Source organism: Burkholderia sp. BCC0097 (assembly GCF_902832985.1).
In the GTDB taxonomy this organism is placed as follows: domain Bacteria; phylum Pseudomonadota; class Gammaproteobacteria; order Burkholderiales; family Burkholderiaceae; genus Burkholderia; species Burkholderia orbicola.
On the sequence record NZ_CADFDM010000005.1, the window covers coordinates 324,530 to 351,013 of the forward strand.

Here is a 26,484-nt window from a genome sequence, read left to right on the forward strand (position 1 = left end):
TCGCCCGTGGGAGCGGGGCGGCGCATTACAATGTCGGCCATGACGCAAACAGTGCTCCTCGCCATCGATACGTCGACCGAATACTGCTCGGTCGCGCTGCTGCGCTCGGCTCCGGCCGATGACGCCGTTTCCACCCCGCAAACCTGGGTCCGCCACGAGCCGACGGGCGCCGTGTCGAGCACGCGCGTGCTGCCGGCGATCCAGGAACTCTTCGCCGAATCCGGGCTGACGCTCGCCGACTGCGACGCGATCGCGTTCGGCGCGGGCCCCGGCTCGTTCACGGGTCTGCGTACCGCGACGGGCATCACCCAGGGCCTCGCTTTCGGGGGCGGGCTGCCGGTCGTGCCGATCGGCACGCTGCTCGCGTGCGCCGAGCATGCGCGGCTGCGCGCGCCCGGCACGACCCGCGTGCTCGCCGCGCTCGACGCGCGGATGGACGAAGCCTACTGGGCGGATTTCGAATGGGACGACGGCGCCGGTGACTGGCGCACGCTGCATCCGGCGTCGCTCGACGCGCCGGGCGCAGTCGGCGTACCCGATGCGCCGTTCACGCTTGCGGGCAATGCGGCCGCGGCGTTCGGCGCGCAGTTGCCGGCCGCCGCGCGGGCGGCCGTGATCGACGGCGATGCACTGCCGCATGCGCTGGCGGTCGCGCATGCCGCGCTGCGCGCGTTCCGCGCCGGGCGGGTGGTGCCGGCCGACCAGGCCGCGCCCGAATACGTGCGCGACAAGGTCGCGCAGACCACCGCCGAGCGCATCGCGGCACGGGCCGCGCAGACGGGCGGAGCGAAGGGATGACGGGTGTCCTGCTGAGCGACCGCTATCTGGCGCCGATGACGGACGCCGACCTCGACGAGGTCGTCGCGATCGAGCACGTCGCGTACGAATTCCCGTGGAGCCGCGGCAACTTCGAGGATTCGTTGCGCAACGGCTATCTGGGCGTGTGCCTGCGGCACGTGACGGGGTCGCTGGTCGGCTATTGCGTGCTGATGCCCGTGGTCGACGAGATGCATCTGCTGAACCTGTGCGTCGCGCCGGCCGCGCAGCATGCGGGCGCCGGCCTCGCGCTGCTGCGCGAGGCGGTGCGCATTTCTCGCGCGGAGGGGCTCGACGGCGTGCTGCTCGAAGTGCGGCCGTCCAATCCGCGCGCGATTCATCTGTACGAGCGCTTCGGCTTCGTGACGATCGGCCGGCGCAAGAACTACTATCCGGCGAAGCATCGCAGCCGGGAGGACGCGATCGTGATGCGTCTGACGCTGAACAAGGACGAGGGGGACGCGCATGGCGTGGGGTGAAGCGGCGCTCGAGGAACTGGGCCTCGCGCAGATCTGGGTGCGGCGCGGGCAGCGCGCGGATGAAGGCGCGGCAGCCGACGCGCCTGGCGGCGCGCAAACCGCGGCGCCCGACGACGGCTCCGCCGTCGCGGCCGAGCGGCCGGTGCGTGCAGGGCATGCGCCGGCGCAGGGCGACAGGCCGACGGCCGTCGCGCGTGGCGCTGCCGATGGTTTGCCGGCTCGCGAGTCGCGGGCGCCGGCGCACGGTGTAGTCGACGGCGATCGCCCGTCCGCGCAGGCTGCATCGATCACATCGCCCGCATCGACCGATACGATGCCGCCGAAGGATGAGGCGCCGCCGGCGGAAGACGACGATTTCGCCTGGTTCGACGCGGCGCCGCCGGGCGAATCCGTGCCCGTGCCGCTCGCCGAATCGCGCCCCGCGGGCACACCGGTCGCCGTGCTCGACTGGGATGCGCTGGCCGCGCGCGTGGCCGACTGCACGCTGTGCCGTCTGTGCGAGAAGCGGACCAACACCGTGTTCGGCGTCGGCGATCGCGAAGCGGACTGGATGCTGATCGGCGAAGCGCCGGGCGAGAACGAGGACAAGCAGGGCGAGCCGTTCGTCGGCCAGGCCGGCAAGCTGCTCGACAACATGCTGCAGTCGCTCGCGCTCAAGCGCGGCGACAACGTGTACATCGCGAACGTGATCAAGTGCCGGCCGCCCGGCAACCGTAATCCGGAGCCGGACGAGGTCGCGAGCTGCGAGCCGTATCTGCAGCGCCAGGTCGCGCTCGTGAAGCCGAAGCTGATCGTCGCGCTCGGCCGTTTTGCCGCGCAGACGCTGCTGAAGACGGACGCGAGCATCGCGTCGCTGCGCGGCCGCGTCCATGCGTACGAGGGCGTGCCGGTGATCGTCACCTATCACCCGGCGTACCTGTTGCGCAGCCTGCAGGACAAGTCGAAGGCGTGGGCCGACCTGTGCCTCGCGCGCGACACGTTCAAGCGTGCGGAAAGCGCCGACACGAACGGCCCGGCCGGGCCATGACGACTGGCGCGGCGGTCGCGTTCGTCGATACGCTGCATGACGCCGCGGTGCGCGATCTGGGCTGGCTGCTCGCCAGCCCGAGCCTGCTCACCGCGGTACCGGGCGCGCCGCTCGCGCGCCCATGGCCGGATGCGGCGGGCCAAACGGCCGTCGAAGCGTGGCTCGCCGCGCTCGATGCGCAGCCCGGGCCGCTGCATCGTGCGCTCGACGGGTTTCGGCCCACCCGGCTCGGCCGCTACGCCGAATGCCTGCTCGAGTACTTTCTGACGCACGGGCCATCGTTGCGGCTCGTCGCGGCCAATCTGCCGCTGCGCAGCAACGGCCGCACGCTCGGCGAAGTCGATTTTCTCGTCGATACGCCGGACGGCCGGCGCCTGCACTGGGAACTCGCGGTGAAGTGCTATCTGTGCGCGCCGGTCCGCGACGGCGCATCGCTCGCCGACTTCGTCGGCCCCAATCTCGTCGACCGGTTCGACCGCAAGCGCAGCCGGCTGCTCGACCACCAGTTGCGGCTCGGCGAACACGACGGCTTTGCCCGGCTCGGCTACGGCGCCCCGGCCGACGCGCAGATGTTCATCAAGGGCTGGCTGTTCCATCCGTACGGCGCGCCGGTGCCGCCGGTGTCCTTCGAAATCGCGCCGGATCATCCGCGCGGTTTCTGGCTGACGCACGGGCAGTGGCCGGCGTGGGTGGCCGCGCAGCGTGACGACGCGGCATGGAGCGTATTACCGAGACTGGCGTGGCTGGCGCCGCGGCGTGCCGTCGCCGGCGCGGGTTTCGAGCCCGAGCCGCTGGCGAGCGCACCGGCGCTGCCGGCCGTGCTGGCGGCACGCCAGACGCCCGACCTGATCGCGATCCATGAAAAGGGGGCTGACGGCACGTGGCGCGAGACGGCGCGCGGTTTCGTCGTGCCCGACGACTGGCCGGCGCGCGCGCAGGCGTTCGCGGCGCAGGATCACTGACGCCGCGTCAGCGGCCGCTCACCACCAGCGATGAAAGTGATGGACCGGGCCGACGCCGTGGCCGACGTCGAGGTGGCCGCTCGCGGCGATCGCGCCGGTCAGGTAGGTCTTGGCTTCGCGTACCGCGCTTTCGAGGTCGGGCTGCTGCGGCAGCAGCGCGGCGATCGCCGACGACAGCGTACAGCCGGTGCCGTGCGTGTTGCTGACCGGCACGCGTGCGCCGTCGAGCCGCACGGTGCGGGTTGCCTCGACGAGCCAGTCGGGGCTCGCGGACGCGTCGGGCAGGTGGCCGCCTTTCATCAGGACCGCGCGCGCGCCCGTCTGCAACAGGGCCTGGCCTTGCCGGACCATGTCGTCTTCGGTGGTGGCGGGCGCATCGTTCAGCAGCGCGGCCGCTTCGGGCAGGTTCGGCGTGACGACCGTCGCGAGCGGCAGCAGCGTGTCGCGCAGCGCGTCGACGGCATCGGGCGTGAGCAGCGCATGCGAGCTCTTCGAGATCATCACCGTGTCGAGCACGACGAAGCGCGGCGCGTAACGGCGCAGCGCGTCGGCCACCGCCCGCACGATCGTCGCGTTCGCGAGCATCCCGATCTTGACCGCGTCGATGCGGATGTCGCCGAACACCGCGTCGAGCTGCGCGGTCACGAAGGCGGCGTCCGGTGCATGCACGCCCGTCACGCCGCGTGTGTTCTGGGCGGTCAGCGCGGTGATCACGCTCGCGCCATACGCGCCGAGCGCGGAAAACGTCTTCAGGTCGGCCTGGATGCCTGCGCCGCCGCCCGAATCGGAGCCGGCGATCGTCAGGAGGTTGGGTATCGGGTGCGTCATGAGGGCAACGCGCCGGTGTGAGAACCGGCGACGGCGGACGGAAACGGCAAGTGTAGCGTCAGTGCCGCGATTCGCCGATCAGCGCGACCGAGTCGAACTGACGCTGGTTCGCCTGGTGGCGGCGCATCACGAGCCACATCGTCAGGCAGACGAACGTGCCGAACAGCACGATCACGACGCCGACCGGCACGTCGAGCCACACGAGCACCGCATACAGGCACAGCATCACGAGCACCGACAGGTTTTCGTTGAAGTTCTGCACCGCGATCGAATGGCCGGCCGACAGCAGCACGTGGCCGCGATGCTGCAGCAGCGCGTTCATCGGCACGACGAAGTAGCCGGACAGCGCGCCGACGCCGATCAGGAAGATGTAGGCGACGATCAGGTAGAACGGCAGGCGCAGATGGCCGATGTGCACGGCCCAGTGCGCCGGGAACAGGTCGCGCGTGTAGAACGCCATCAGCATTACCGCGATGCCCATGATGATGCCGACGGGCAGCACGCTCAGCGACTTCTTCAGCGGAATCCGGGCGGCGGCGGCGATCGCGCCCCCCGCGACGCCGACCGCGACCACGGCCTGCAGGATCGCGCCTTCGGACAGCGACATGTTGAGCGACACCTCGGCCCACTTCAGCACGATGAACTGCAGCGTCGCGCCCGCCCCCCAGAACAGCGTCGTGACCGCCAGCGAGATCTGGCCGAGCTTGTCGCGCCAGAGCACCATGAAGCAGTCGGCGAAATCGGTGAGCAGCTTGACCGGGCCGCGTTCCTGCTTCGGGTAGCGGGCGCCCGTGTCGGGAATGCGCAAGTTGAACAGCGCGGCGACCACGTAGATCGCCATGATGATCGCCATCGCCGCTTCGGCGGGCGTGCCGATCCAGGCAGGCGTGTGCGCGATCACGTGCGATGCGATGTGCGGGCTGATCAGCGCGCCGCCGAGCACGGTGCCGAGGATGATCGAGCTGACGGTCGTGCCTTCGATCCAGCCGTTCGCGGCGACCAGCCGGTCGGCCGGCAGCAGCTCGGTGAGAATCCCGTATTTGGCGGGCGAGTAGGCCGCCGCGCCGAAGCCGACGATCCCGTACGCGATCAGCGGGTGGGCGCCGAACAGCATGACCAGGCAGCCGACCACCTTGATCGAGTTGGTGATGAACATCACGCGGCCCTTCGGGCGCGAATCCGCGAACGCACCGACATACGCCGCCAACACCACATACGACAACACGAAGAACAGCTTCAGCAGCGGTGTCATCCAGTTGGGGGCGTGGAGGTCTTTCAGCAGGGCGATGGCGGCGATGAGAAGCGCATTGTCGGCCAGCGACGAGAAAAACTGCGCGGCCATGATGGTGTAAAAACCTTTTTTCATCTGATGCGATGCTTTCGTCGCTGCGGCAGGGCCGCGTAGGCCGCCAGGTATGCGATCGGCTTATTCCGTTCGAAATGGGTTGTGCGCACGGCTTTATAACATCAAAATACGCGAATTCGGACTAGCAAGATTCCCCGATCGTTCCGCAAATTGTCGGCTTCGGTGCTCAAAAGGCGCGGTAAGCTGATGATTCGCAAGCGTCTTTACGTAAATTTCCCATGCCGCGCCCGATCTCCGCCACCATCCACACCGCCGCTCTCGCGAACAATCTCTCCGTCGTCCGCCGCTTTGCCGGCCCGTCCAAGGTTTGGGCGGTCGTCAAGGCCAACGCGTACGGCCACGGTCTCGCCCGCGCGTTTCCGGGCCTGCGCGGCACCGACGGCTTCGGCCTGCTCGACCTCGACGAGGCGGTGAAGCTGCGCGAGCTCGGCTGGGCCGGCCCGATCCTGCTGCTTGAAGGCTTCTTCCGCTCGACCGACATCGACGTGATCGACCGCTACAGCCTGACCACGACCGTCCACAACGACGAGCAGATGCGGATGCTGGAAACGGCGCGGCTGTCGAAGCCCGTCAACGTGCAGCTCAAGATGAACAGCGGGATGAACCGGCTCGGTTACGTGCCGGAAAAATACCGTGCCGCGTGGGAGCGCGCCCGCGCGTGCCCCGGCATCGGTCAGATCACGTTGATGACCCATTTTTCGGACGCGGACAACGAGCGCGGCGTCGCCGAGCAGCTCGCGACGTTCGAGCGCGGCGCGGAAAACATCGCCGGCGCACGCAGTCTCGCGAATTCGGCGGCCGTGCTGTGGCATCCGGATACGCACTTCGACTGGGTGCGGCCGGGGATCGTGCTGTATGGCGCGTCGCCGTCCGGGCTGTCGTCCGATATCGCGGACACCGGGCTGAAGCCCGCGATGACGCTCTCGTCCGAGCTGATCGCGGTGCAGACGATCGGGAAGGGCCAGGCGATCGGCTATGGTTCGACGTTCTCCGCGCAGGCGCCGATGCGGATCGGCGTCGTCGCGTGCGGCTACGCGGACGGCTATCCGCGCGTGGCGCCGGAAGGCACGCCGGTGATCGTCGACGGCATCCGCACGCGGATCGTCGGCCGCGTGTCGATGGACATGATCACCGTCGACCTGACGCCGTGCCCGCAGGCCGGCGTCGGCGCGCGCGTCGAGCTGTGGGGCAACGCGCTGCCGATCGACGACGTCGCGCGTCATTGCGGCACGATCGGCTACGAGCTGATGTGCGCGATTGCCGGCCGCGTGCCCGTGCGAGCGGAATAAGGGCGTCGCGCGTGGCCAAACAGAAAACCGTTTACGTCTGCAGCGAGTGCGGCGGACAGACCCCGAAGTGGCAGGGCCAGTGCCCGTCGTGCCAGGCCTGGAATACCCTCGTCGAATCGGTCGCCGAGTCGCCGGCCGCCCATCGGTTCCAGTCGCTCGCGAAGCGGGCGCCGGTGCAGCGGCTCGCCGACATCGAGGCCGCCGACGTCCCGCGCTTCTCCACCGGCATCGGCGAATTCGACCGCGTGCTGGGCGGCGGGCTGGTGCCCGGCGGTGTCGTGCTGATCGGCGGCGATCCGGGCATCGGCAAGTCGACGCTGCTGCTGCAGTCGCTCGCGGATATCGCGAACGAGCGGCGCGCCCTCTATATCAGTGGCGAGGAATCGGCCGCGCAGATCGCGTTGCGCGCGCAACGGCTCGCGTTGCTCGACGGCGGCGCGCCGGCGGCCGAACTGAAGCTGCTCGCCGAGATCCAGCTCGAGAAGATCCAGGCCGCGATCGATTCGGAGCGGCCGGACGTGGCCGTCATCGACTCGATCCAGACCGTCTATTCCGAGGCGCTGACGTCGGCGCCGGGCTCGGTCGCGCAGGTGCGCGAGTGCGCGGCGCAGCTCACGCGCATCGCGAAACAGTCGGGCACCGCGATCATCATGGTCGGGCACGTGACGAAGGAGGGCAATCTGGCCGGCCCGCGCGTGCTCGAGCACATCGTCGACACGGTGCTGTACTTCGAAGGCGACACGCATTCGTCGTTCCGGCTCGTGCGCGCGTTCAAGAACCGTTTCGGCGCGGTCAACGAGCTCGGCGTGTTCGCGATGACCGAGCGCGGGCTGCGCGGCGTAGCCAATCCGTCCGCGCTGTTCCTGTCGCAGCACGAGCAGGTCGTGCCCGGTTCGTGCGTGCTCGTCACGCAGGAAGGCACGCGCCCGCTGCTCGTCGAAATCCAGGCGCTCGTCGATACGGCGCACGTGCCGAACCCGCGCCGGCTCGCGGTCGGCCTCGAGCAGAACCGGCTCGCGATGCTGCTCGCGGTGCTGCACCGCCACGCGGGCATCGCGGCCTTCGACCAGGACGTGTTCCTGAATGCGGTGGGCGGGGTGAAGATCACCGAGCCGGCCGCCGATCTCGCGGTGCTGCTCGCGATTCACTCGTCGATGCGCAACAAGGCGCTGCCGAAGGGGCTGATCGTGTTTGGCGAGGTGGGGCTGGCGGGCGAGATCCGGCCGTCGCCGCGCGGGCAGGAACGGCTGCGCGAGGCGGCGAAGCTCGGCTTCACGTCCGCGCTGATCCCGAAGGCGAATGCGCCGAAACAGCCGATCGAAGGGCTGAACGTGATGGCCGTCGAGCGGCTCGAGCAGGCGATCGACCGAGTGCGCGATCTTGAATGAGCGGGCCGGCCCCTGGCACGGGCCGTATCGGGCCGGGCGATCTGTCGCGTAATTCGCTGTAAAGAATATGTAGGCTGATGTAACCCGCCGGACATCGCTTTTCCCTATCCTTTGCCGGATTGTCGAACCGCGCAATGCGAAGGGAACTTGAACCTATGTTGAAATCGTACGGGGAAGCGCCTGGCGGACGCCTTTACAACCTGCGCGGCTGCCGCGTGTCGGAGCCGATTCGCCAGCCGTGGGGTGGCGGATGCCGGATCGTCGAGTGGATCGACGAAGAAGGGCGGCTGGCGCGCAAGGTCGTGTCCGAGGACGTGACGGAAGCCGAAGTGGCCGCTGCGATCCGCCGGCCGATCAAGGGGCGCCGGCACTTGATGGGCGACGACGAACAGATGCCGCGCGACACGCTGCCGCGCCGCTGAGTGGATGGTGCGGCGGGGCATACGGGCCGGCCGACGCAGCCACGTCGAACGCAGCCGTGACACCGTGCAAAGAGGCCGGGCCAGCGCGCCCGGCCTCGTCGTTTCCGGGGCCGATGCGGCCGGGCAGCTTCGCGGGGCGTCGACACCCCACGCGCTATGCCGCCGATGACGCGCTCGGCGTCGATGGCCGCGTTCAGCCGATCTGCTCGAGTTCTTCCTGCACGGCGAGCCAATCCGCCTCGACCGTCTCGAGCCGGGTCGTGACCTCGCCGAGCTTGCGGATCGCTTCGGTCAGTTCCGTCTTGCGCGCCGCTTCGTAGCTCGCCGGATCGGCGATGAACGCGTCGAGGCGCGCCTTCTCCGCGTGCAGCGCTTCCATTTCCTTTTCGAGCTTCGTGATGCGGTTCTGCAGCGGCTTCTTCAACTGCGACAGCCGCTGGCGTTCCTCGGCCGCCTGACGCTTCTGGTCCTTGCGGTTGACGCCCGGATCGGCGCCCGCGGCTGCCGCGCTGTCGGCCTTCGCGGCCGCGCGCTGCTCGGCCGCGTGCTGCAGCAGCCAGTCGCGGTAGTCGTCGAGGTCGCCGTCGAACGGCTGCAGCCGGTGCTTCGCGACCAGCATGAACTGGTCGGTCGTCGCGCGCAGCAGGTGACGATCGTGCGACACGAGGATCAGCGTGCCTTCGAACTGCGCGAGCGCCATCGTCAGCGCGTGGCGCGTTTCGAGGTCGAGGTGGTTCGTCGGTTCGTCGAGCAGCAGCAGGTTCGGCTTCTGCCAGATGATCAGCGCGAGCGCCAGGCGGGCTTTTTCGCCGCCCGAGAACGGCCCGACCGGGCTGGTCGCCATGTCGCCCGAGAAATTGAAGCCGCCGAGGAAGTCGCGCAATTCCTGCTCGCGCGTGTCGGGCGCAAGCCGTGCCAGATGCGCGAGCGGCGAATCGTCTTCGCGCAGCGTTTCGAGCTGGTGCTGCGCGAAATAGCCGATCGTGAGCCCCTTGCCGTCGCGCACGTGCCCCGACAGCGGTGCGAGCGTGCCGGCCAGCGTCTTGATCAGTGTCGACTTGCCCTGGCCATTGGCACCCAACAGGCCGATACGCTGGCCGTTCTGGATCGACAGCGCGACGCGCTCGACGATCGGGATGTCCGTTCCGTCGTCGGCGTGGTAGCCGCAGCGGACGTCTTCCATCACCATCATCGGGTTCGGCGCGGCATCAGGCGTGCGGAATTCGAACGTGAACGGCGACGCGATGTGCGCGGGCGCGATCAACTCCATCTTCTCGAGCGCCTTCATCCGGCTTTGCGCCTGCTTGGCCTTGGTCGCCTTGGCCTTGAAGCGGTCGACGAAGCTCTGCAGGTGCTCGATCGTCTTCTGCTGCTTCTCGTACGCGCTTTGCTGCAGCGCCAGTTGCTGCGCGCGTAGCACTTCGAACTGCGAGTAGTTGCCGCCGTAGCGCTTCACCTGGCGGTTTTCCAGATGCAGCGTGACGTTGCAGATCGAATCGAGGAATTCGCGGTCGTGCGAAATCACGACGAGCGTGCCGGGGTAGCGATGCAGCCAGTCCTCGAGCCAGACGATCGCGTCGAGGTCGAGGTGGTTCGTCGGTTCGTCGAGCAGCAGCAGGTCGGAGCGGCACATCAGCGCCTGCGCGAGGTTCAGGCGCATGCGCCAGCCGCCGGAGAAGCTCGCGACGGATTCGCGCGTTTGCGCGAGCGTGAAGCCCAGGCCGAGCAGCAGCGCTTCGGCGCGGGCCGGCGCGGTGTAGCCGTCGGCATCGGCGAATGCCGCGTGCGCGTCGGCTTCGGCGGCGCCGTCATGCGCGGCCGACGCGGCGGCGATGCGGGCCTCGATCTCGCGCAGCGCGGTATCGCCGTCGAGCGTGTAGTCGAGCGCCGAGCGGTCGACCGCGGGCGTTTCCTGCGACACGTGGGCGATCCGCCACGACGGCGGCATCGAGAAATCGCCTCCGTCGGAATGCAGCTCGCCGCGCAGGACGGAAAACAGCGTCGACTTGCCGGCGCCGTTCGCGCCGATCAGGCCGGCTTTCTCGCCGGGATTGAGCACGAACGAGGTCGACTCGAACAGCGGCTTGGTGCCGCGCGCAAGGCTGAACTGATTGAAACGGATCACGGCGGAAATGACTGGCCAAAACCGCTATTCTAGACCGCGCACCGGTCGCGCCGGGCATCGGCCGTTCGGCGGATGCCGCAACGGCGCAATTTCGCCTAGACTCCACGTCGATCGGTTTCGTAAAAGGAGTGCCCGATGTCCACCCTGTATTCGTTCAGCGCGGAGACGCTCGCCGGTGCGCCGGTATCGCTCGACGCGTATCGCGGCAAGGTGCTGCTGATCGTCAATACCGCGAGCGAGTGCGGTTTCACGCCGCAGTACGCGGGTCTGCAGAAGCTGTACGACCAGTACGCGGCGCGCGGCTTCTTCGTGCTCGGCTTCCCGTGCAACCAGTTCGGCAAGCAGGAGCCGGGCGACGCCGCGCAGATCGGTGCATTCTGCGAGCGCAACTACGGCGTCACGTTCCCGATGTTCGCGAAGATCGACGTGAAGGGCGACCATGCGCATCCGCTGTATCGCTACCTGACCGACGAGGCGCCCGGCATTCTCGGCCTCAAGGCGATCAAGTGGAATTTCACGAAATTCCTGATCGACCGCGAAGGGCGCATCGTCAAGCGCTATGCGCCGTCCACCAAGCCCGACGAAATCGCCGCAGACATCGACAAGCTGCTGTGACGGGGCAGCGCGGCATCGGTGCGGATCGTGCGGGCGAGTCGGTCGTCGCAGCGGTTACAGGATCGGCGCGAACAGCCGCGCGACGTGCATCGCGATGCGCCGCCAGGCGGGCGACTTCCGGTATTCGTCGGCGTCCACCTCGTACGCCTGCGCGAAGTCGGCGTCGAGCATCGTCTGGACCTCGTCGGCGAATGCCGGGTCGACCGTCAGCACCATGACCTCGAAATTGAGGCGGAACGAGCGGTTGTCGAGATTCGCGCTGCCGATCGCCGCCGCGACGCGGTCGATCAGCACGACCTTCTGGTGCAGGAAGCCCGGCCGGTAGCGGAACACCTTCACGCCCGCATCGACGAGGTCGCGCGCGTAAAGCTTCGACGCCTCGAACACGACATAGTGGTCGCGCCGGCTCGGGATCAGGATGCGCACGTCGACGCCGCGCATCACGGCGAGCTTCAGCGCGGACACCACGGCTTCGTCTGGAACGAGGTACGGCGTGGTGATCCACACCCGCTCGCGGGCGGCGTTGATCGATTCGACGAAGAACAGCGAGCCGGTTTCCTGCTTGTCCGCCGGCCCCATCGGCACCGCGAGGCAGTGCATGCCGTCGCCGGGCTGCGCGGGCGGCGGCAGCGCGATGGGCGGCAGCTTCTGCGTCGCCCAGTGCCAGTCTTCGGCGAACACGTACTGGATGCTCGCCACCACGGGGCCGCGTATCTCGATGTGGGTGTCGCGCCATGGCGACAGGCGCGGATTCGCGCCGAGATATTCGACGCCGACGTTGTGGCCGCCGACGAACGCGCGATTGCCGTCGACGACGACGATCTTGCGATGGTTGCGGAAGTTCAGCTGGAAGCGGTTGACGAATTTCCGGTTGGTCGCGAACGGATGGACTTCCACACCACCCCGGCGCAGTGCGTCGACGTAGCTGTGCGGTAGGTCGAAGCTGCCGATGCTGTCGTACAGCAGGCAGCAGCGCACGCCGGCGGCCGCGCGTGCGAGCAGCGAGTCGCGCAGCATCCGGCCGAGCGCATCGTCGCGCACGATGAAGAACTGGACGAGCACGTAGTCGCGCGCGCCGTCGATCGCCGACAGGATGGCCGAGAACGTCGCGTCGCCGTTCACGAGCGTGCGTACCGAATTGCCGCCGAGGAACGGCATGCCGCCGAGCCGCGTGAGCGCGAGTACGGCAGCCTGGCCCAGCGCGTCGGCAGCCGGCCCGTCGGTCGCGTCGGTCGCGCGCCACGGCGAACGCGGTGTGTGCGTGCGCAACATTTCCAGCTCGTGGCGCCGGGCGTCGACGTAGCCGGAGAACTTGCTGCGGCCGAGGAACAGGTATGGAACGAGCGTCAGGTACGGCATGGCCGTGAGCGAGACGGCCCACGCGATCGCGCCTTGCGACGTGCGCGTGTTCATGATTGCGTGGCACGCCGCGACGATTCCGAGCACATGGATGGTCAGGATCAGGGTGCCGAGATGTAGCCAGTCGAGGGTCATGGGCGCTTAAAGGACTCCTGCGGGACGCCCGAGGGGACGCCCGAAGTCGTGCGGCCGGGCGGCCGCCTACGCGCATCTTACCCAACCGTGCGGCGCAATGGTGCGCCGCACGGCGGGCGGGCCGGAACGCTCAGCCCTTGCGGGGCAGGTCCGACGCCTGGATCAGGAACACGGCGTCGTCGCCCGCGCTGGTGGGCAGCCATGTGAGCTCGAGGCCGCCGAATGCCGCTTCGACGTGCTCGCGCTCGTTGCCGATCTCGACGACGAGCACGCCGTCGTCATGCAGCCAGCGGTGCGCTTCGGCCACGATGCGTCGCACGATGTCCATCCCGTCGTCGCCGCCAGCGAGCGCCATCTCCGGTTCGTGCCGATATTCGGGCGGCAGCGCGGCCATCGACGCGGCATTCACGTACGGCGGGTTCGTCAGGATCACGTCGTAGCGCGAGTCGGGATCGGTGCGGAACGCGGGCAGCGGTGCGTAGAGGTCGCCGCGGTGCAGCCCGATGCGGTCCTCGAGGCCGTAGTCGCGCACGTTGATTTCCGCGACTTCGAGCGCCTTGTCCGACAGGTCGACCGCGTCGATCTCGGCGTTCGGGAATGCGCTTGCCGCGAGGATCGCGAGGCAGCCGGAGCCGGTGCACAGTTCGAGCACCGCGCCGACCTGCTCGGGATCGGCGACATACGGCTGCAGCCCGTCGTCGAGCAGTTCACCGATAAACGAGCGCGGCACGATCACGCGTTCGTCGACGTAGAAGCGGTGGCCATGCATCCACGCTTCATGCGTGAGGTACGCGGCCGGCACGCGGTCGGCCGCGCGTCGTTCGATCACGGCGAGCACGGCCGCGATTTCGTCGGGCAAGAGGCGCGCGTCCATGAACGGCTCGAGCGTGTCGAGCGGCAGGTCGAGCGTATGCAGCACGAGGTAGGCCGCTTCGTCGTACGCGTTGTCGGAACCGTGACCGAACGCGAGCTTCGCTTTCGAGAAGCGCGTGACTGCGTAGCGCAGCAGGTCGCGGACTGTGGCAAAAGGTGTCGTCATGCGAGGCTCCGTCAGGCGATCAGTTGTTCGAGCACGCGTCGGTACACGTTCTTCAGCGGGTCGACGAAGCGCACCTCGATGTGCTCGTCGATCTTGTGGATGCTGCCGTTCGGCGGCCCGAACTCGATCACCTGCGGGCAGATGCGCGCGATGAAGCGGCCATCCGACGTACCGCCCGTCGTCGACAGCTCGGTCGTGATGCCGGTCTCGATGCGGATCGCGTTTTCCAGCGCACCCGACAGTTCGCCGCGCGGCGTGAGGAACGGCAGGCCGCTCACCGACCACTTCAGCGTGTATTCGAGGCCATGCTTGTCGAGGATCGCGTGCACGCGGGCCTGCAGGCCTTCGACGGTGCTCGCGGTCGAGAAGCGGAAGTTGAACAGCAGGTCGGCGTGGCCGGGGATCACGTTGGTCGCGCCGGTGCCGGCGTGCAGGTTCGACACCTGCCAGGTGGTCGGCGGGAAGTATTCGTTGCCGGCGTCCCATTGCTCGGCGGCGAGCTCGGCGAGCGCCGGCGCGAGCAGGTGGATCGGGTTCTTCGCGAGGTGCGGATACGCGATGTGGCCTTGCACGCCCTTGACGACGAGTTCGCCGGACATTGAGCCGCGGCGGCCGTTCTTGACGACGTCGCCAAGCTCGGCCGTCGACGTCGGCTCGCCGACGATGCAGTAGTCGAGGCGTTCGCCGCGCTCCTGCAGCAGCTCGACGACCTTCACGGTGCCGTCGGTGGCCGGGCCTTCCTCGTCGCTCGTGATCAGGAACGCGATCGCGCCACGGTGGTCGGGATGGGCCGCGACGAATTCCTCGGAGGCGACGACGAACGCCGCGAGCGACGTCTTCATGTCGGCCGCGCCGCGGCCGTATAGCTTGCCGTCGCGGTGGGCGGGGATGAACGGCGGCGAGGTCCACTGTTCGAGCGGGCCGGTCGGCACGACGTCGGTGTGGCCCGCGAACGCGAGCAGCTTGCCGTCGCGGCCGTCGGTGCCGCGCTTGACGGCCCACAGGTTGGTCACGCCGTGCGACGCGATGGTCTCGCATTCGAAGCCCAGCGCGGCGAGGCGCTCGGTCATGATCTGCTGGCAGTGCTGGTCGTCGGGCGTCACGGACGCACGGGCGATCAGCTGTTCGGTAAGGGCTAGGGTGGCGGACATGGTTCGGACCACTTTCGATAAAAAATGCCGGCGCGGTGGCCGGCAGCGACAGGGCGCGGGCTACGCCCGCAGGCGCAGCGCGGGCGACCCTATGCGGCAAACAGCGCCGCGTATTGATCGGCCACGAAGCCGAGCGATTTCACGCGGCCATTGACGACGAGCACGGGGCGCTTGATGACCGACGGCTTGTGGATCATCAGCGCGACCGCGCCGGTCTTCGTTTCGGCAGCCGCCTTCATCGCGTCGTCCAGGCCGCGCCACGTGGTGCCGCGCTTGTTCACGAGCGCGTCGAGCGACACGTCCTTCAGCCAGTCTTCGATCAGCGGCGCGCTGACGCCGAGCTTCTTGAAATCGTGGAACTCGAATTCGACGCCGTGATCGTCGAGCCACACGCGGGCCTTCTTCACGGTGTCGCAGTTCGGAATGCCGTAGACGACCACGGTGTGCGGCTTCGCCATCAGTCGCCTCGCAGCAGCTCGTTCAGGCCGACCTTCGCACGCGTCTTCGCGTCGACCTTCTTGACGATCACCGCGCAGTACAGGCTGTGCGAGCCGTCCTTCGACGGCAGGTTGCCGGCGACGACGACCGAGCCGGCCGGGATGCGGCCGTAGCTGACTTCGCCCGTCTCGCGATCGTAGATCTTCGTGCTCTGGCCGAGGTACACGCCCATCGAGATCACCGAGTTTTCCTCGACGATCACGCCTTCGACGACTTCCGAGCGCGCGCCGATGAAGCAGTTGTCCTCGATGATGACCGGGTTCGCCTGCAGCGGCTCGAGCACGCCGCCGATGCCGACGCCGCCCGACAGGTGCACGTTCTTGCCGATCTGCGCGCACGAACCGACCGTCGCCCACGTGTCGACCATCGTGCCTTCGTCGACGTACGCGCCGATGTTGGTGTACGACGGCATCAGCACGACGTTCTTCGCGATGAACGAGCCGCGGCGCGCGATGGCGGGCGGCACGACGCGGAAGCCGCCCGCGGCGAAGTCTTCGGCCGTGTAGTTCGCGAACTTCGACGGCACCTTGTCGTAGAACTGCGAATAGCCGCCGGCCGGCATCGGCGCGTTGTCCTCCAGGCGGAACGACAGCAGCACGGCCTTCTTCAGCCACTGGTGGACCGTCCAGTTGCCGTCGATTTTCTCGGCGACGCGCAGTGCGCCCTTGTCGAGCTGCTCGATCGCGTGAGCGACGGCTTCGCGGACGTCGGCGGGCGCGGCCTTCGGCGACAGCTCGGCGCGGTTTTCCCAGGCGGTATCGATGATTTGCTGAAGTTGTTGCGACATGTTCGTTTTCGCAGGAGATGGATGGAATTGATCGGGATGGACGTCTTACCGCGCGAGAGCGCGGCAGAAATCGACGATGCGTTGCGCGCCCTCGACGCATTCGGGGGTGCCCGCGACGAGCGCGATCCGGATGAAATCGCGGCCCGGGTTCGTGCCGTGCGCATCGCGCGCCAGATACGAGCCGGGCAGAACCGTCACATTATAGTCGGCGTACAGGCGGCGGGCGAACTCGGTGTCCGACAGACCGGTGCGCGCGACGTTGGCCCACAGGTAGAACGCGGCGTCGGGCAGTTTCACGTCGATCACGTCGGCGAGCATCGGCGTGACCGTGTTGAACTTCTGCACGTACAGCGCGCGGTTCTCGCGCACGTGCGCCTCGTCGTTCCACGCGGCGATGCTCGCGTGCTGCCAGACCGGCGACAGCGCGGCGCCGTGATACGTGCGGTACAGCAGGAATTGCTTCAGCAGCGCGGCGTCCCCGGCGACGAATCCCGAGCGCATGCCCGGCACGTTCGAGCGCTTCGACAGGCTGGAGAGCATCACGAGCCGCTCGAAGCCGCGGCCCAGGCGCTGCGCGGCCTCGAGGCCGCCGAGCGGGGGCGCCGCTTCGTCGAAATAGATTTCGGAATAGCACTCGTCGGACGCGATCACGAAATCGTGGCGGTCCGACAGCGCGAACAGCTCGCGCCAGTCGTCGAGCGTCAGCACGGCGCCGGTCGGGTTGCCCGGCGAGCACACGTACAGCAGCTGCGTGCGCGCCCACACGTCGTCGGGCACGGCCGCATAGTCGCACGCGAAGTTGCGGGCCGGGTCGCTGTTCGCGAAATAGGGTTCGGCACCGGCGAGCAGCGCCGCGCCTTCGTAAATTTGATAGAAAGGATTCGGACAGAGTACGATCGCCTTCTTGCCGTCCGCGGACGGCCGTGCATCGATTACCGTCTGCGCGAGCGAGAACAGCGCTTCGCGCGAGCCCGACACCGGCAGCACCTGCGTGGCCGGATCGATCGCCGGCAATCCGTAGCGGTGTTCGAGCCAGCGCGCGATCGACGTGCGCAGCGCGTCCGAGCCGGCCGTGGCCGGGTACGACGCGAGGCCGTCGAGCGCGGCCACCACGGCATCGCGGATCAGCGCCGGCGTCGCGTGTTTGGGCTCGCCGATGCCGAAGCTGATCGGTTTGAGGTCGCCGGAAGGCGTCACGTCCTTGAACAGGGCGCGCAGCTTTTCGAAGGGGTAGGGCTGAAGCGAGTCGAGTCGAGGGTTCACGGGCGAAGCGGCCATCGCGGCCGGTTGGAGCGAAAGATGCGGCGGGCGCGCCGCGCGGCTGCGAACGGGCGCCGGGGCGCGCGGCTCGCAACGGACGATTATAGCGTGACGGAATGCGGCCACGGCCTGCTGGAACGGCGGCCGGGCCGGTCGAATAAAGGGTATCGAAGCAAATGAACAACGCGGTACGCGGCAGCCTGCCGACGCTGGCCATCCTAATCGGCGCGTCGGTATGGGGCCTGATCTGGTATCCGCTGCGGATCCTCGCGTCGCTCGGCGTGACGGGCACGCTGGCCAGCGCGCTGACGAGCCTCGTCGCATTCCTGTTCGTGATCGTCGCGCGGCACCGCACGATCGCGACCCTGCGCTGGCACTGGGTGCTGCCGGGCATCGCGGTGACGGCCGGCGTGACGAATCTCGGGTTCGTATGGGGCACGATCCACGGCGAGGTGCTGCGCGTGATGCTGCTGTTCTACCTGACGCCGGCGTGGACCGCCATCTACGCGCACTTTTTGCTGCGCGAACGGCTGACCTGGGCCGGCGCGGGGCTCGCGGCGCTGTCGATCGGCGGCGCGATGCTGATGCTGTGGTCGCCGGCGCTCGGTTTGCCGCTGCCGGCCAACCCGGCCGAATGGGCCGGCCTCGCGGCCGGGCTGAGCTTCGCGATGAGCAACGTGCTGGTGATCAAGGCGAGCCGCGAGCTGCCGGACATGCGCGCGGAAATGCGCACCGCGACGCTGTTCGGCGGCGCGGCCGTGTTCGGCGCGATCGCGTCGCTGTTCGAGGGGCTGCCGGCCGCGCCGGCGAGCGGCCAGCTGGGCGTGGCCGCACTGATCATCGCGGCGATCGGCGTGACGATGGCGTCGAACAACCTGCTCGTGCAGTACGGTCTCGCGCGCGTGCCGGCGAACCGCGCGTCGATCATCATGCTGTTCGAGATCGTGATCACCGCGCTGTCGGCGTGGGTGTTCGCGAACGAGCTGCCGAGCGCGCGCGAGTGGGCGGGTGGCGCGTGCATCGTGCTCGCGACGTTGCTGTCGAGCCGGGTCCATCGTGCCGCGCCGGCACCGGACAAACCCGGCGACGGTCGGGACGGCGCACGCGCGATGGTATGATGGAAGCCGTTTGCGGGGCCCAACGCTGGATGCGCGCGGCCCCGTTTTTGAATTCCGGGGCGCGTCGCGCGCAGGGGCTCTCCGGCCCCGCGCCGTGCGGCCCCGTCCGTTTCACACCTTCTTCACATCCGATACCGCCGTGCGTCTGAGCTCGATCAAACTCGCTGGCTTCAAATCCTTCGTCGATCCCACGCATTTCCAGGTTCCGGGCCAGCTTGTCGGCGTGGTCGGCCCGAACGGATGCGGCAAGTCCAACATCATCGATGCCGTGCGCTGGGTGCTCGGCGAGTCGCGCGCCTCCGAGCTGCGCGGCGAATCGATGCAGGACGTGATCTTCAACGGTTCGACCGCCCGCAAGCCCGGCAGCCGGGCCAGCGTCGAACTGATCTTCGACAACTCCGACGGCCGCGCGGCCGGGCAGTGGGGCCAGTACGGCGAGATCGCCGTGAAGCGCGTGCTGACGCGCGACGGCACGTCGAGCTACTACATCAACAACCTGCCGGCGCGCCGCCGCGACATCCAGGACATCTTCCTCGGCACCGGCCTCGGCCCGCGCGCGTACGCGATCATCGGGCAGGGCATGATCGCGCGGATCATCGAGGCGAAGCCGGAAGAGCTGCGCGTGTTCCTCGAGGAAGCCGCCGGCGTGTCGAAGTACAAGGAACGCCGCCGCGAAACCGAGAACCGCCTGCACGACACGCGCGAGAACCTGACGCGCGTCGAGGACATCGTGCGCGAACTCGGTGCGAACCTCGAAAAGCTCGAGGCGCAGGCGGTGGTCGCGACCAAGTACAAGGAACTCGTCGCCGACGGCGAGGAGAAGCAGCGCCTGTTGTGGCTGCTGCGCAAGAACGAGGCCGCCGGCGAGCAACAGAAGCAGCAGCGCGCGATCGAGCAGGCGCAGATCGACCTCGAGGCGCAGACGGCGAAACTGCGCGAAGTCGAGGCGCAGCTCGAGACGCTGCGGGTCGCGCACTATTCGGCGAGCGACGCGATGCAGGGCGCGCAGGGTGCGCTCTACGAGGCGAACGCCGAGGTGAGCCGCCTCGAAGCCGAGATCAAGTTCATCGTCGAATCGCGCAATCGCGTGCAGGCGCAGATCGCCGCGCTGAACGCGCAGCGCGAGCAGTGGCGCGCGCAGGCCGAGAAGTCGCAGGACGAGCTCGAGGAAGCCGAAGAGGCGCGCGCGATGGCCGACGAGAAGGCCGCGCTCGCCGAAGACAACGCGGCCGCGAAGCACGATGCGCTGCCGGCGCTCGAAGCGAAGTGGCGCGACGCGCAGGCGCAGCTCAACGACGAGCGCGCGCGGATCGCGCAGACCGAGCAGTCGCTGAAGCTCGAGGCCGCGCACCAGCGCAACGCCGACCAGCAGCTCCAGCAGCTTCAGCAGCGCCACGAGCGCCTGAAGAGCGAAGCGGGCGGGCTCGACGCGCCGGACGAAACGCAGCTCGAAGAGCTGCGCATGCAGCTGGCCGAGCAGGAAGAGATTCTCGCCGAAGCGCAGGCCCGCCTGGCCGACGCGCAGGAAACGGTGCCGCGCCTCGATGGCGAGCGCCGCGCCGCACAGGAGCGCGTGCAGGCCGAAGCCGCGCAGATCCACCAGCTCGAAGCGCGTCTCGCCGCGCTGAAGCAGTTGCAGGAAAACGTGCAGACCGAAGGCAAGGTGCAACCGTGGCTCGACAAGCACGAGCTCGGCGCGCTGCCGCGTCTGTGGAAGAAGCTGCACGTCGAGGCCGGCTGGGAAGCGGCGCTCGAGGCCGTGTTGCGCGAGCGTCTCGCCGCGCTCGAAGTATCGAATCTCGACTGGGTGAAGGCATTCGCGACCGATGCGCCGCCCGCGAAGCTCGCGTTCTACGCGCCGCCGGCGGCCGGTGAGCCGCCCGCCGCGGTGGCCGGGCTGCGGCCGGTGCTGTCGCTCGTGCGCATCGATGACGCGGGCATTCGCGCGGTGCTGAACGACTGGCTCGGCAGCGTGTACGTGGCCGACGACGTCGCGCAGGCGCTCGCGACGCGCGCCCAGTTGCCCGCAGGCGGTGCGTTCGTCGTCAAGGCCGGCCATATCGTCACGCGCGTCGGCGTGCAGCTGTACGCCGCCGATTCGGAGCAGGCCGGGATGCTGGCCCGCCAGCAGGAAATCGAAAACCTGGCGCGCCAGGTGCGCGCGCAGGCGCTGCTCGCCGACGAGGCGCGCACGGCTGCCGTGCGGGCAGAAGCCGCGCACACGCAGGCCACGCAGGCGCTCGGCGACGTGCGCGCGCAGGCCGAACGGGCGACGCAGCGCGTGCATGCGCTGCAGATGGACGTGCTCAAGCTCGCCCAGGCGCACGAACGCTATACGCAGCGCAGCACGCAGATCCGCGAGGAACTCGAGGAAATCGGCGCGCAGATCGAGGAGCAGCGTGCGCTGCGCGCGGAGTCGGAAGCGAATTTCGAGCGCTTCGACGGCGAGCTCGCCGAACTGCAGGCTCGCTTCGAGGACAACCAGCTCGCGTTCGAGTCGCTGGACGAATCACTGACGCAGGCGCGTCAGGAAGCGCGCGACCTGGAGCGCGGCGCGAACGACGCGCGCTTCGCCGCACGCAACGCGGTGACCCGGATCGACGAGCTCAAGCGCACGATCCAGGTCGCGCACGAGCAGAGCGAGCGCGTCGCCGCGTCGCTGGAAGACGCCCGCGCCGAACTCGAGACGATCAACGAGCAGACCGCGCACACGGGCCTGCAGGACGCGCTCGAAATTCGCGCGGCGAAGGAAGAAGCGCTGCAGGCCGCGCGGATCGAGCTTGACGACCTGACCGCGAAGCTGCGCGCGTCGGACGAGCAGCGGCTCGTCGCCGAGCGTTCGCTGCAGCCGCTGCGCGACCGCATCACCGAACTGCAGCTGAAGGAGCAGGCCGCGCGCCTGGCCGTCGAGCAGTTCGCCGAGCAGTTGGCGACTGCCGAGGTCGACGAAACCGCGCTGGCCGCGAAGCTGACGCCGGATCTCAAGCCTTCGTACCTGCAGGGCGAAGTCACGCGCCTGAACAACGCGATCAACGCGCTCGGCCCTGTGAACATGGCCGCGCTCGACGAGCTGAAGGCCGCGAGCGAGCGCAAGGTGTTCCTCGACGCGCAATCGGCCGACCTGATCGACGCGATCACGACGCTCGAGGACGCGATCCACAAGATCGACCAGGAAACCCGCACGCTGCTGCAGGGCACCTTCGACGAGGTCAACCGTCATTTCAGCGACCTGTTCCCGCGCCTGTTCGGCGGCGGGCAGGCGAAGCTGATCATGACGGGCGACGAGATTCTCGATGCCGGCGTGCAGGTGATGGCGCAGCCGCCGGGCAAGAAGAACGCGACGATTCACCTGCTGTCGGGCGGTGAGAAGGCGCTGACCGCGACCGCGCTCGTGTTCGCGATGTTCCAGCTGAACCCGGCGCCGTTCTGTCTGCTCGACGAGGTCGACGCGCCGCTGGACGACGCGAACACCGAGCGTTTCGCGAATCTCGTGCGCGCGATGTCCGACAAGACGCAGTTCCTGTTCATCTCGCACAACAAGATCGCGATGGAAATGGCGCAGCAGCTGATCGGCGTGACGATGCAGGAGCAGGGCGTGTCGCGGATCGTGGCGGTGGACATGGAAACCGCCGCGGGTTTTGCCCAGAATTGACGTTTGACGAAACCGGACCGCGTTCGCGCGGCGCACGAGCGCCCGTTCGCGGTCCCAACGAAAAAGAATTGCTGATGGAGCGTGCATGGACGAGTTGACACTCGGTTTGATCGGCGCGGGCGCCGTCGTGGTGGGCGGCGTCGTGGTCTACAACGCATGGCAGGGGGCGAAAGTGCGGCGCAGGATGCCGCGCCCGATGCCGGAGGAAGCGGCCGAGGCGATGAACCGCCCCGAGCGTGACGAAGAGTTGCCGTTCATCGAACCGGTGCGTCAGCCGGTGCGCCGCGAGCCCGCGGCACCGGTCGCGGCTGCGACGGCGGCTGCGGCCGATGCCGCGCGCGTCGAGCCGACGTTCGGCGGGGCCGCGAGCGGCGCGGCCCCGGCCGATACGCCGGCCGACCTGCAGGCCGAGGCGACGGGTGTCGACACGTCGGCCGAATCGGCCGAACCGGTTGCCGGTGAAGACACGGTTCCCGCCGCCACGCATGATGCGGCGGCCGAACCGGCCGAGCCGACCGAACCGGTGATGCCGGCGGCGACGACGGTCTCGGCGGCGCCGCCTGCGATCGTCGACCGCCGGATCGACTGCATCGTGCCGATCCGCCTCAACGGCCCGCTGCCGGGCGACAAGATCCTGCCGGTTGCGCAGCGGCTGCGCCGCGCGGGCAGCAAGCCCGTGCATATCGAAGGCAAGCCGGAAGGCGGCCAGTGGGAGCTGCTGCAGAACGGCGTGCGCTACGAAGAGCTGCGCGCGGCCGCGCAGCTCGCGAACCGCAGCGGCGCGCTGAACGAGCTCGAATTCTCCGAGTTCGTGACGGGCGTCCAGCAGTTCGCGGACGCGATCGACGGCGCGCCGGAATTCCCGGACATGATGGAAACGGTCGCGATGGCGCGCGAGCTCGACGCGTTTGCCGCGCAGTGCGACGCGCAACTGTCGATCAACGTGATGTCGGACGGTGCACCGTGGTCGGCGAACTACGTGCAGGCGGTGGCGTCGCAGGACGGCCTGCTGCTGTCGCGCGACGGCACGCGCTTCGTGAAGCTCGACGCGAAGCAGAACCCGGTATTCATGCTGCAGTTCGGCGATACCAACTTCCTGCGCGACGACCTGACGTACAAGGGCGGCAACATGATCACGCTGGTGCTCGACGTGCCGGTGGCGGAAGAGGACATCCTGCCGTTCCGGCTGATGTGCGATTACGCGAAGTCGCTGTCCGAGCGGATCGGCGCACGCGTCGTCGACGATTCGCGCCGACCGCTGCCGGAGTCCACGCTGGTCGCGATCGACCAGCAACTGATGAAGCTGTACGCGAAGCTCGAGGAAGCCGGCATCCCGGCCGGTTCGCCGATCACGCGCCGCCTCTTCAGCCAGTAACGCGATGGCGCGGGCGACGGTCGTTGGCGCCGTCGTCCGTCGCTGCGGCGCGCCCCGTTTCGTGTGCGCTGCAGCACGGCATCCGGCCCGCATTGCGTGCCCCGCCGCGGCGTCAAACTGAGATAATCGGGCATCCGATTTTTCAGAACGACTCTGCCGCCAGCATGGCCCGAACCCAAGCCGAACCGCCAGCCAGCCAGCCCGACGCGCGCGCCGCGTGGCTGCGCGACCAACTCGAGCGGGCGAACTACGCCTATTACGTGCTCGATCAGCCGGATCTGCCCGACGCCGAATACGACCGGCTGTTCCGCGAGCTGCAGCAAATTGAGGCCGACCATCCTGAGTTAGTTACTCGAGACTCGCCGACGCGACGGGTCGGAGGGGAAGTAGCTCGCGGAGCTACATTTGTTCGGCACGAAGTCCCCATGTTGTCACTCAACAACGGATTTTCCGATGATGACGTGATCGCATTCGATAAACGTGTATCTACGACGCTAGCAAAGGCAGCAGTTGACTTGGCAGGTACACCTGTCGACCCTGTTGAATATGCATGTGAACTAAAGTTTGATGGGTTAGCTATTTCTCTTCGGTATGAGAATGGCTATTTCATGCAGGCAGCAACCCGTGGTGATGGAGAAGTGGGGGAGGATGTTACGGACAATATCCGAACGGTTCGCTCGATTCCCCTAAAACTCAAATGTGAATCTCCTCCAGCGATCCTCGATATTCGCGGCGAAGTTCTAATGCTGAAGAAGGATTTTGATCGTGTGAACGCTCGTCAGCGTGAGGACGGGTTGAAGGAGTTTGTTAACCCACGAAATGCTGCCGCAGGAAGTCTACGGCAACTGGACTCGAGAGTTACTGCGAAACGCACGTTGTCGTTTTTCGCATATGGGATCGGTGTGCTAGAAGGCGCTGCGATGCCCGACACGCACAGCGCGCTGCTCGACTGGTACGAGTCGCTCGGCCTGCCGGTGAACCGCGAGCGCGCGGTCGTGCACGGCGCCGAAGGCTTGCTGGACTTCTTCCGCAAGGTCGGCGAGAAGCGCGAGTCGCTGCCGTACGACATCGACGGCGTCGTCTACAAGGTCAACCGGCGCGACGAGCAGGAGCGGCTCGGCTTCGTGTCGCGTGCGCCGCGCTTCGCGCTTGCGCACAAGTTCCCCGCGCAGGAAGCGCTGACGAAGCTCGTCGCGATCGACGTGCAGGTCGGCCGCACCGGTGCGATCACGCCGGTCGCGCGTCTCGAGCCGGTGTTCGTCGGTGGTGCGACCGTGACCAATGCGACGCTGCACAACGAGGACGAAGTGCGCCGCAAGGACATCCGGATCGGCGACACCGTGATCGTGCGCCGCGCGGGCGACGTGATTCCGGAAGTCGTCGGCGCGCTGCTCGACCGGCGCCCGGCGGATGCGGCCGAATTCGTGATGCCGACCGAATGCCCGGTGTGCGGCTCGAAGATCGAGCGCCTGCCGGACGAGGCGATCGCTCGCTGCACGGGCGGGCTGTTCTGCCCGGCGCAGCGCAAGCAGGCGCTGTGGCATTTCGCGCAGCGCCGGGCGCTCGACATCGACGGCCTCGGCGAGAAGATCATCGACCAACTGGTTGAACTGAATCTCGTGCGCACGCCGGCCGACCTGTTCAATCTCGGTTTCGCGACGCTGGCCGAGCTCGACCGGTTTGCCGAGAAGTCCGCGCAGAACCTGCTCGACTCGCTCGAGAAGGCCAAGCATACGACGCTCGCGCGCTTCATCTACGGGCTCGGCATCCGCCACGTCGGCGAATCGACCGCGAAGGATCTCGCGAAGCATTTCGGCTCGCTGACGCCGATCATGGACGCGTCGATCGAGGAACTGCTCGAAGTGAACGACGTCGGGCCGATCGTCGCCGAGTCAATCCACCAGTTCTTCGCGGAAGAGCACAACCGCACGGTGATCGAGCAGTTGCGCGCGCCGGGCAAGGTCACGTGGCCGGAAGGGCCGCCCGCGCCGAAGGCGCCGCAGGGCGTGCTGGCCGGCAAGACGGTCGTGCTGACGGGCACGCTGCCGAATCTCACGCGCGATGCGGCGAAGGAGATGCTCGAAGCGGCCGGCGCCAAGGTGGCCGGTTCGGTATCGAAGAAGACGGATTACGTGGTCGCGGGCGCCGAAGCCGGCAGCAAGCTCGCGAAGGCCGAGGAACTCGGCATCCCCGTGCTGGACGAAGACGGTCTGCACCAACTCCTGGAGGGCAATACGCCATGATTCGCGAGATCCTGAAGATGGGCGATCCGCGCCTGCTCGAAATCGCCCAGCCGGTCGAGCGGTTCGATACACCCGAACTGCACGAGATCGTCGCGGACATGTTCGAGACGATGCACCACGCGAACGGCGCCGGGCTCGCTGCGCCACAGATCGGCATCGGGCTGCAGATCATCATCTTCGGCTTCGGCAACAACAACCGCTACCCGGACGCACCGCCGGTGCCGGAGACCGTACTGATCAACCCGAAGGTCGAGTACCTGCCGCCGGACATGGAAGAGGGCTGGGAAGGCTGCCTGTCGGTGCCGGGCATGCGCGGCGTCGTCAGCCGCTACGCGAAGGTGCGCTACAGCGGCTTCGACCAGTTCGGCCAGAAGATCGATCGCGTCGCCGAGGGGTTCCACGCGCGCGTGGTCCAGCATGAGTACGATCACCTGATCGGCAAGCTGTATCCGATGCGGATCACCGATTTCACGCGCTTTGGTTTCACCGAGGTGCTGTTCCCCGGGCTCGATCCGGCCGACGACGACTGATCGTCCGCGCTTCCGCGGAA

At 68.0% G+C, this 26,484-nt stretch carries 22 protein-coding genes; 13 read left to right on the top strand and 9 right to left on the bottom strand.

Annotated features, from left to right (window positions below; translation table 11 throughout):
* The first annotated feature begins 30 nt into the window (after window positions 1–30).
* Genes tsaB through HWX07_RS19110 form a run of 4 tightly spaced genes read left to right on the top strand, consistent with a single transcriptional unit; the run spans window position 31 to window position 3,284 of the window.
* Window positions 31–798 (top strand): tRNA (adenosine(37)-N6)-threonylcarbamoyltransferase complex dimerization subunit type 1 TsaB, encoded by a 768-nt coding sequence (tsaB, locus tag HWX07_RS19095; RefSeq protein WP_175877335.1) that lies wholly within the window; start codon window positions 31–33, stop codon window positions 796–798.
* A complete protein-coding gene (gene rimI, locus HWX07_RS19100; protein ID WP_006478464.1) occupies window positions 795–1,295 on the top strand; it encodes a ribosomal protein S18-alanine N-acetyltransferase in 501 nt (166 codons plus the stop codon). The genes tsaB and rimI overlap by 4 nt, the downstream gene beginning before the upstream one ends.
* On the top strand, window positions 1,282–2,322 hold the full coding sequence (locus HWX07_RS19105) for a uracil-DNA glycosylase (protein ID WP_175877336.1): 1,041 nt from the start codon (window positions 1,282–1,284) through the stop codon (window positions 2,320–2,322). The genes rimI and HWX07_RS19105 overlap by 14 nt, the downstream gene beginning before the upstream one ends.
* Complete coding sequence (locus HWX07_RS19110) at window positions 2,319–3,284, top strand: DUF1853 family protein (protein WP_175877337.1); 966 nt, start codon at window positions 2,319–2,321, stop codon at window positions 3,282–3,284. The genes HWX07_RS19105 and HWX07_RS19110 overlap by 4 nt, the downstream gene beginning before the upstream one ends.
* Before the next feature lie 18 nt (window positions 3,285–3,302).
* Here HWX07_RS19110 and thiD read toward each other — a convergent pair whose 3' ends face one another.
* Window positions 3,303–4,112: a bifunctional hydroxymethylpyrimidine kinase/phosphomethylpyrimidine kinase gene (thiD, locus tag HWX07_RS19115; RefSeq protein WP_175877338.1), complete on the bottom strand. Its 810-nt coding sequence runs from the start codon at window positions 4,110–4,112 to the stop codon at window positions 3,303–3,305.
* A 58-nt stretch (window positions 4,113–4,170) separates the two neighbouring features.
* Window positions 4,171–5,478 (bottom strand): lysophospholipid transporter LplT, encoded by a 1,308-nt coding sequence (gene lplT, locus HWX07_RS19120; protein ID WP_175877339.1) that lies wholly within the window; start codon window positions 5,476–5,478, stop codon window positions 4,171–4,173.
* A gap of 218 nt (window positions 5,479–5,696) precedes the next feature.
* Between lplT and alr the strand changes: the two genes are divergently transcribed.
* The 3 genes from alr (at window position 5,697) to HWX07_RS19135 (ending at window position 8,577) form a co-directional block, all read left to right on the top strand.
* Window positions 5,697–6,767 (top strand): alanine racemase, encoded by a 1,071-nt coding sequence (gene alr / locus HWX07_RS19125; protein WP_175877340.1) that lies wholly within the window; start codon window positions 5,697–5,699, stop codon window positions 6,765–6,767.
* Window positions 6,768–6,778: 11 nt separating this feature from the next.
* The gene (gene radA / locus HWX07_RS19130; protein ID WP_011694314.1) at window positions 6,779–8,155 is read left to right on the top strand and encodes a DNA repair protein RadA; all 1,377 of its coding nucleotides are present in this window, start codon (window positions 6,779–6,781) and stop codon (window positions 8,153–8,155) included.
* A 155-nt stretch (window positions 8,156–8,310) separates the two neighbouring features.
* Entirely contained in the window at window positions 8,311–8,577 is a 267-nt protein-coding gene (locus HWX07_RS19135; RefSeq protein WP_006488228.1) for a DUF2866 domain-containing protein, read from the top strand.
* Between the two features lie 193 nt (window positions 8,578–8,770).
* On the opposite strand, the gene HWX07_RS19140 is transcribed toward HWX07_RS19135, so the two are convergent.
* On the bottom strand, window positions 8,771–10,702 hold the full coding sequence (locus tag HWX07_RS19140) for an ATP-binding cassette domain-containing protein (RefSeq protein WP_175877341.1): 1,932 nt from the start codon (window positions 10,700–10,702) through the stop codon (window positions 8,771–8,773).
* 135 nt (window positions 10,703–10,837) lie between these two features.
* On the opposite strand from HWX07_RS19140, the gene HWX07_RS19145 reads away from it, so the two are divergent.
* Window positions 10,838–11,317 carry a glutathione peroxidase gene (locus HWX07_RS19145; RefSeq protein WP_011549528.1) on the top strand — a complete coding sequence of 160 codons (480 nt, stop codon included), beginning with the start codon at window positions 10,838–10,840 and terminating at the stop codon, window positions 11,315–11,317.
* Window positions 11,318–11,371: 54 nt separating this feature from the next.
* On the opposite strand, the gene cls is transcribed toward HWX07_RS19145, so the two are convergent.
* The 6 genes from cls to dapC all read right to left on the bottom strand — a co-directional run bounded on the left by cls (window position 11,372) and on the right by dapC (window position 17,564).
* Window positions 11,372–12,811: a cardiolipin synthase gene (gene cls, locus HWX07_RS19150; protein WP_175877342.1), complete on the bottom strand. Its 1,440-nt coding sequence runs from the start codon at window positions 12,809–12,811 to the stop codon at window positions 11,372–11,374.
* A 130-nt stretch (window positions 12,812–12,941) separates the two neighbouring features.
* A complete protein-coding gene (gene prmB / locus HWX07_RS19155) occupies window positions 12,942–13,850 on the bottom strand; it encodes a 50S ribosomal protein L3 N(5)-glutamine methyltransferase (protein ID WP_011549530.1) in 909 nt (302 codons plus the stop codon).
* 11 nt (window positions 13,851–13,861) lie between these two features.
* Window positions 13,862–15,001, bottom strand: coding sequence for a succinyl-diaminopimelate desuccinylase (gene dapE, locus HWX07_RS19160; protein WP_175877343.1), 1,140 nt, complete (start codon window positions 14,999–15,001; stop codon window positions 13,862–13,864).
* A gap of 89 nt (window positions 15,002–15,090) precedes the next feature.
* Complete coding sequence (locus HWX07_RS19165) at window positions 15,091–15,459, bottom strand: ArsC family reductase (protein ID WP_006478478.1); 369 nt, start codon at window positions 15,457–15,459, stop codon at window positions 15,091–15,093.
* Window positions 15,459–16,286 (bottom strand): 2,3,4,5-tetrahydropyridine-2,6-dicarboxylate N-succinyltransferase, encoded by an 828-nt coding sequence (gene dapD / locus HWX07_RS19170; protein WP_006478479.1) that lies wholly within the window; start codon window positions 16,284–16,286, stop codon window positions 15,459–15,461. The genes HWX07_RS19165 and dapD overlap by 1 nt, the downstream gene beginning before the upstream one ends.
* A gap of 45 nt (window positions 16,287–16,331) precedes the next feature.
* Window positions 16,332–17,564, bottom strand: a complete 1,233-nt coding sequence (gene dapC, locus HWX07_RS19175) for a succinyldiaminopimelate transaminase (RefSeq protein WP_175877465.1) — start codon at window positions 17,562–17,564, stop codon at window positions 16,332–16,334.
* A gap of 158 nt (window positions 17,565–17,722) precedes the next feature.
* On the opposite strand from dapC, the gene HWX07_RS19180 reads away from it, so the two are divergent.
* The 5 genes from HWX07_RS19180 (at window position 17,723) to def (ending at window position 26,464) form a co-directional block, all read left to right on the top strand.
* Window positions 17,723–18,664, top strand: coding sequence for a DMT family transporter (locus HWX07_RS19180; protein ID WP_074802512.1), 942 nt, complete (start codon window positions 17,723–17,725; stop codon window positions 18,662–18,664).
* Between the two features lie 139 nt (window positions 18,665–18,803).
* The gene (gene smc, locus HWX07_RS19185) at window positions 18,804–22,316 is read left to right on the top strand and encodes a chromosome segregation protein SMC (protein WP_175877344.1); all 3,513 of its coding nucleotides are present in this window, start codon (window positions 18,804–18,806) and stop codon (window positions 22,314–22,316) included.
* An 85-nt stretch (window positions 22,317–22,401) separates the two neighbouring features.
* Complete coding sequence (locus HWX07_RS19190; RefSeq protein WP_175877345.1) at window positions 22,402–23,691, top strand: cell division protein ZipA C-terminal FtsZ-binding domain-containing protein; 1,290 nt, start codon at window positions 22,402–22,404, stop codon at window positions 23,689–23,691.
* Window positions 23,692–23,855: 164 nt separating this feature from the next.
* Window positions 23,856–25,934, top strand: a complete 2,079-nt coding sequence (ligA, locus tag HWX07_RS19195) for an NAD-dependent DNA ligase LigA (RefSeq protein ID WP_175877346.1) — start codon at window positions 23,856–23,858, stop codon at window positions 25,932–25,934.
* On the top strand, window positions 25,931–26,464 hold the full coding sequence (gene def / locus HWX07_RS19200; RefSeq protein ID WP_011549538.1) for a peptide deformylase: 534 nt from the start codon (window positions 25,931–25,933) through the stop codon (window positions 26,462–26,464). Before ligA ends, def begins: the two co-directional genes overlap by 4 nt.
* The last annotated feature ends 20 nt before the right edge of the window (window positions 26,465–26,484 follow it).

Excerpts from the sequence above, each read along its gene's own strand:
- tsaB (WP_175877335.1), top strand. The coding sequence starts at position 31 with ATGTCGGCCATGACGCAAACAGTGCTCCTCGCCATCGATACGTCGACC.
- rimI (WP_006478464.1), top strand. The coding sequence starts at position 795 with ATGACGGGTGTCCTGCTGAGCGACCGCTATCTGGCGCCGATGACGGAC.
- HWX07_RS19105 (WP_175877336.1), top strand. The coding sequence starts at position 1,282 with ATGGCGTGGGGTGAAGCGGCGCTCGAGGAACTGGGCCTCGCGCAGATC.
- HWX07_RS19110 (WP_175877337.1), top strand. The coding sequence starts at position 2,319 with ATGACGACTGGCGCGGCGGTCGCGTTCGTCGATACGCTGCATGACGCC.
- thiD (WP_175877338.1), bottom strand. The coding sequence starts at position 4,112 with ATGACGCACCCGATACCCAACCTCCTGACGATCGCCGGCTCCGATTCG.
- lplT (WP_175877339.1), bottom strand. The coding sequence starts at position 5,478 with ATGAAAAAAGGTTTTTACACCATCATGGCCGCGCAGTTTTTCTCGTCG.
- alr (WP_175877340.1), top strand. The coding sequence starts at position 5,697 with ATGCCGCGCCCGATCTCCGCCACCATCCACACCGCCGCTCTCGCGAAC.
- HWX07_RS19135 (WP_006488228.1), top strand. The coding sequence starts at position 8,311 with ATGTTGAAATCGTACGGGGAAGCGCCTGGCGGACGCCTTTACAACCTG.
- HWX07_RS19145 (WP_011549528.1), top strand. The coding sequence starts at position 10,838 with ATGTCCACCCTGTATTCGTTCAGCGCGGAGACGCTCGCCGGTGCGCCG.
- cls (WP_175877342.1), bottom strand. The coding sequence starts at position 12,811 with ATGACCCTCGACTGGCTACATCTCGGCACCCTGATCCTGACCATCCAT.
- prmB (WP_011549530.1), bottom strand. The coding sequence starts at position 13,850 with ATGACGACACCTTTTGCCACAGTCCGCGACCTGCTGCGCTACGCAGTC.
- dapE (WP_175877343.1), bottom strand. The coding sequence starts at position 15,001 with ATGTCCGCCACCCTAGCCCTTACCGAACAGCTGATCGCCCGTGCGTCC.
- HWX07_RS19165 (WP_006478478.1), bottom strand. The coding sequence starts at position 15,459 with ATGGCGAAGCCGCACACCGTGGTCGTCTACGGCATTCCGAACTGCGAC.
- dapD (WP_006478479.1), bottom strand. The coding sequence starts at position 16,286 with ATGTCGCAACAACTTCAGCAAATCATCGATACCGCCTGGGAAAACCGC.
- dapC (WP_175877465.1), bottom strand. The coding sequence starts at position 17,564 with ATGGCCGCTTCGCCCGTGAACCCTCGACTCGACTCGCTTCAGCCCTAC.
- HWX07_RS19180 (WP_074802512.1), top strand. The coding sequence starts at position 17,723 with ATGAACAACGCGGTACGCGGCAGCCTGCCGACGCTGGCCATCCTAATC.
- HWX07_RS19190 (WP_175877345.1), top strand. The coding sequence starts at position 22,402 with ATGGACGAGTTGACACTCGGTTTGATCGGCGCGGGCGCCGTCGTGGTG.
- ligA (WP_175877346.1), top strand. The coding sequence starts at position 23,856 with ATGGCCCGAACCCAAGCCGAACCGCCAGCCAGCCAGCCCGACGCGCGC.
- def (WP_011549538.1), top strand. The coding sequence starts at position 25,931 with ATGATTCGCGAGATCCTGAAGATGGGCGATCCGCGCCTGCTCGAAATC.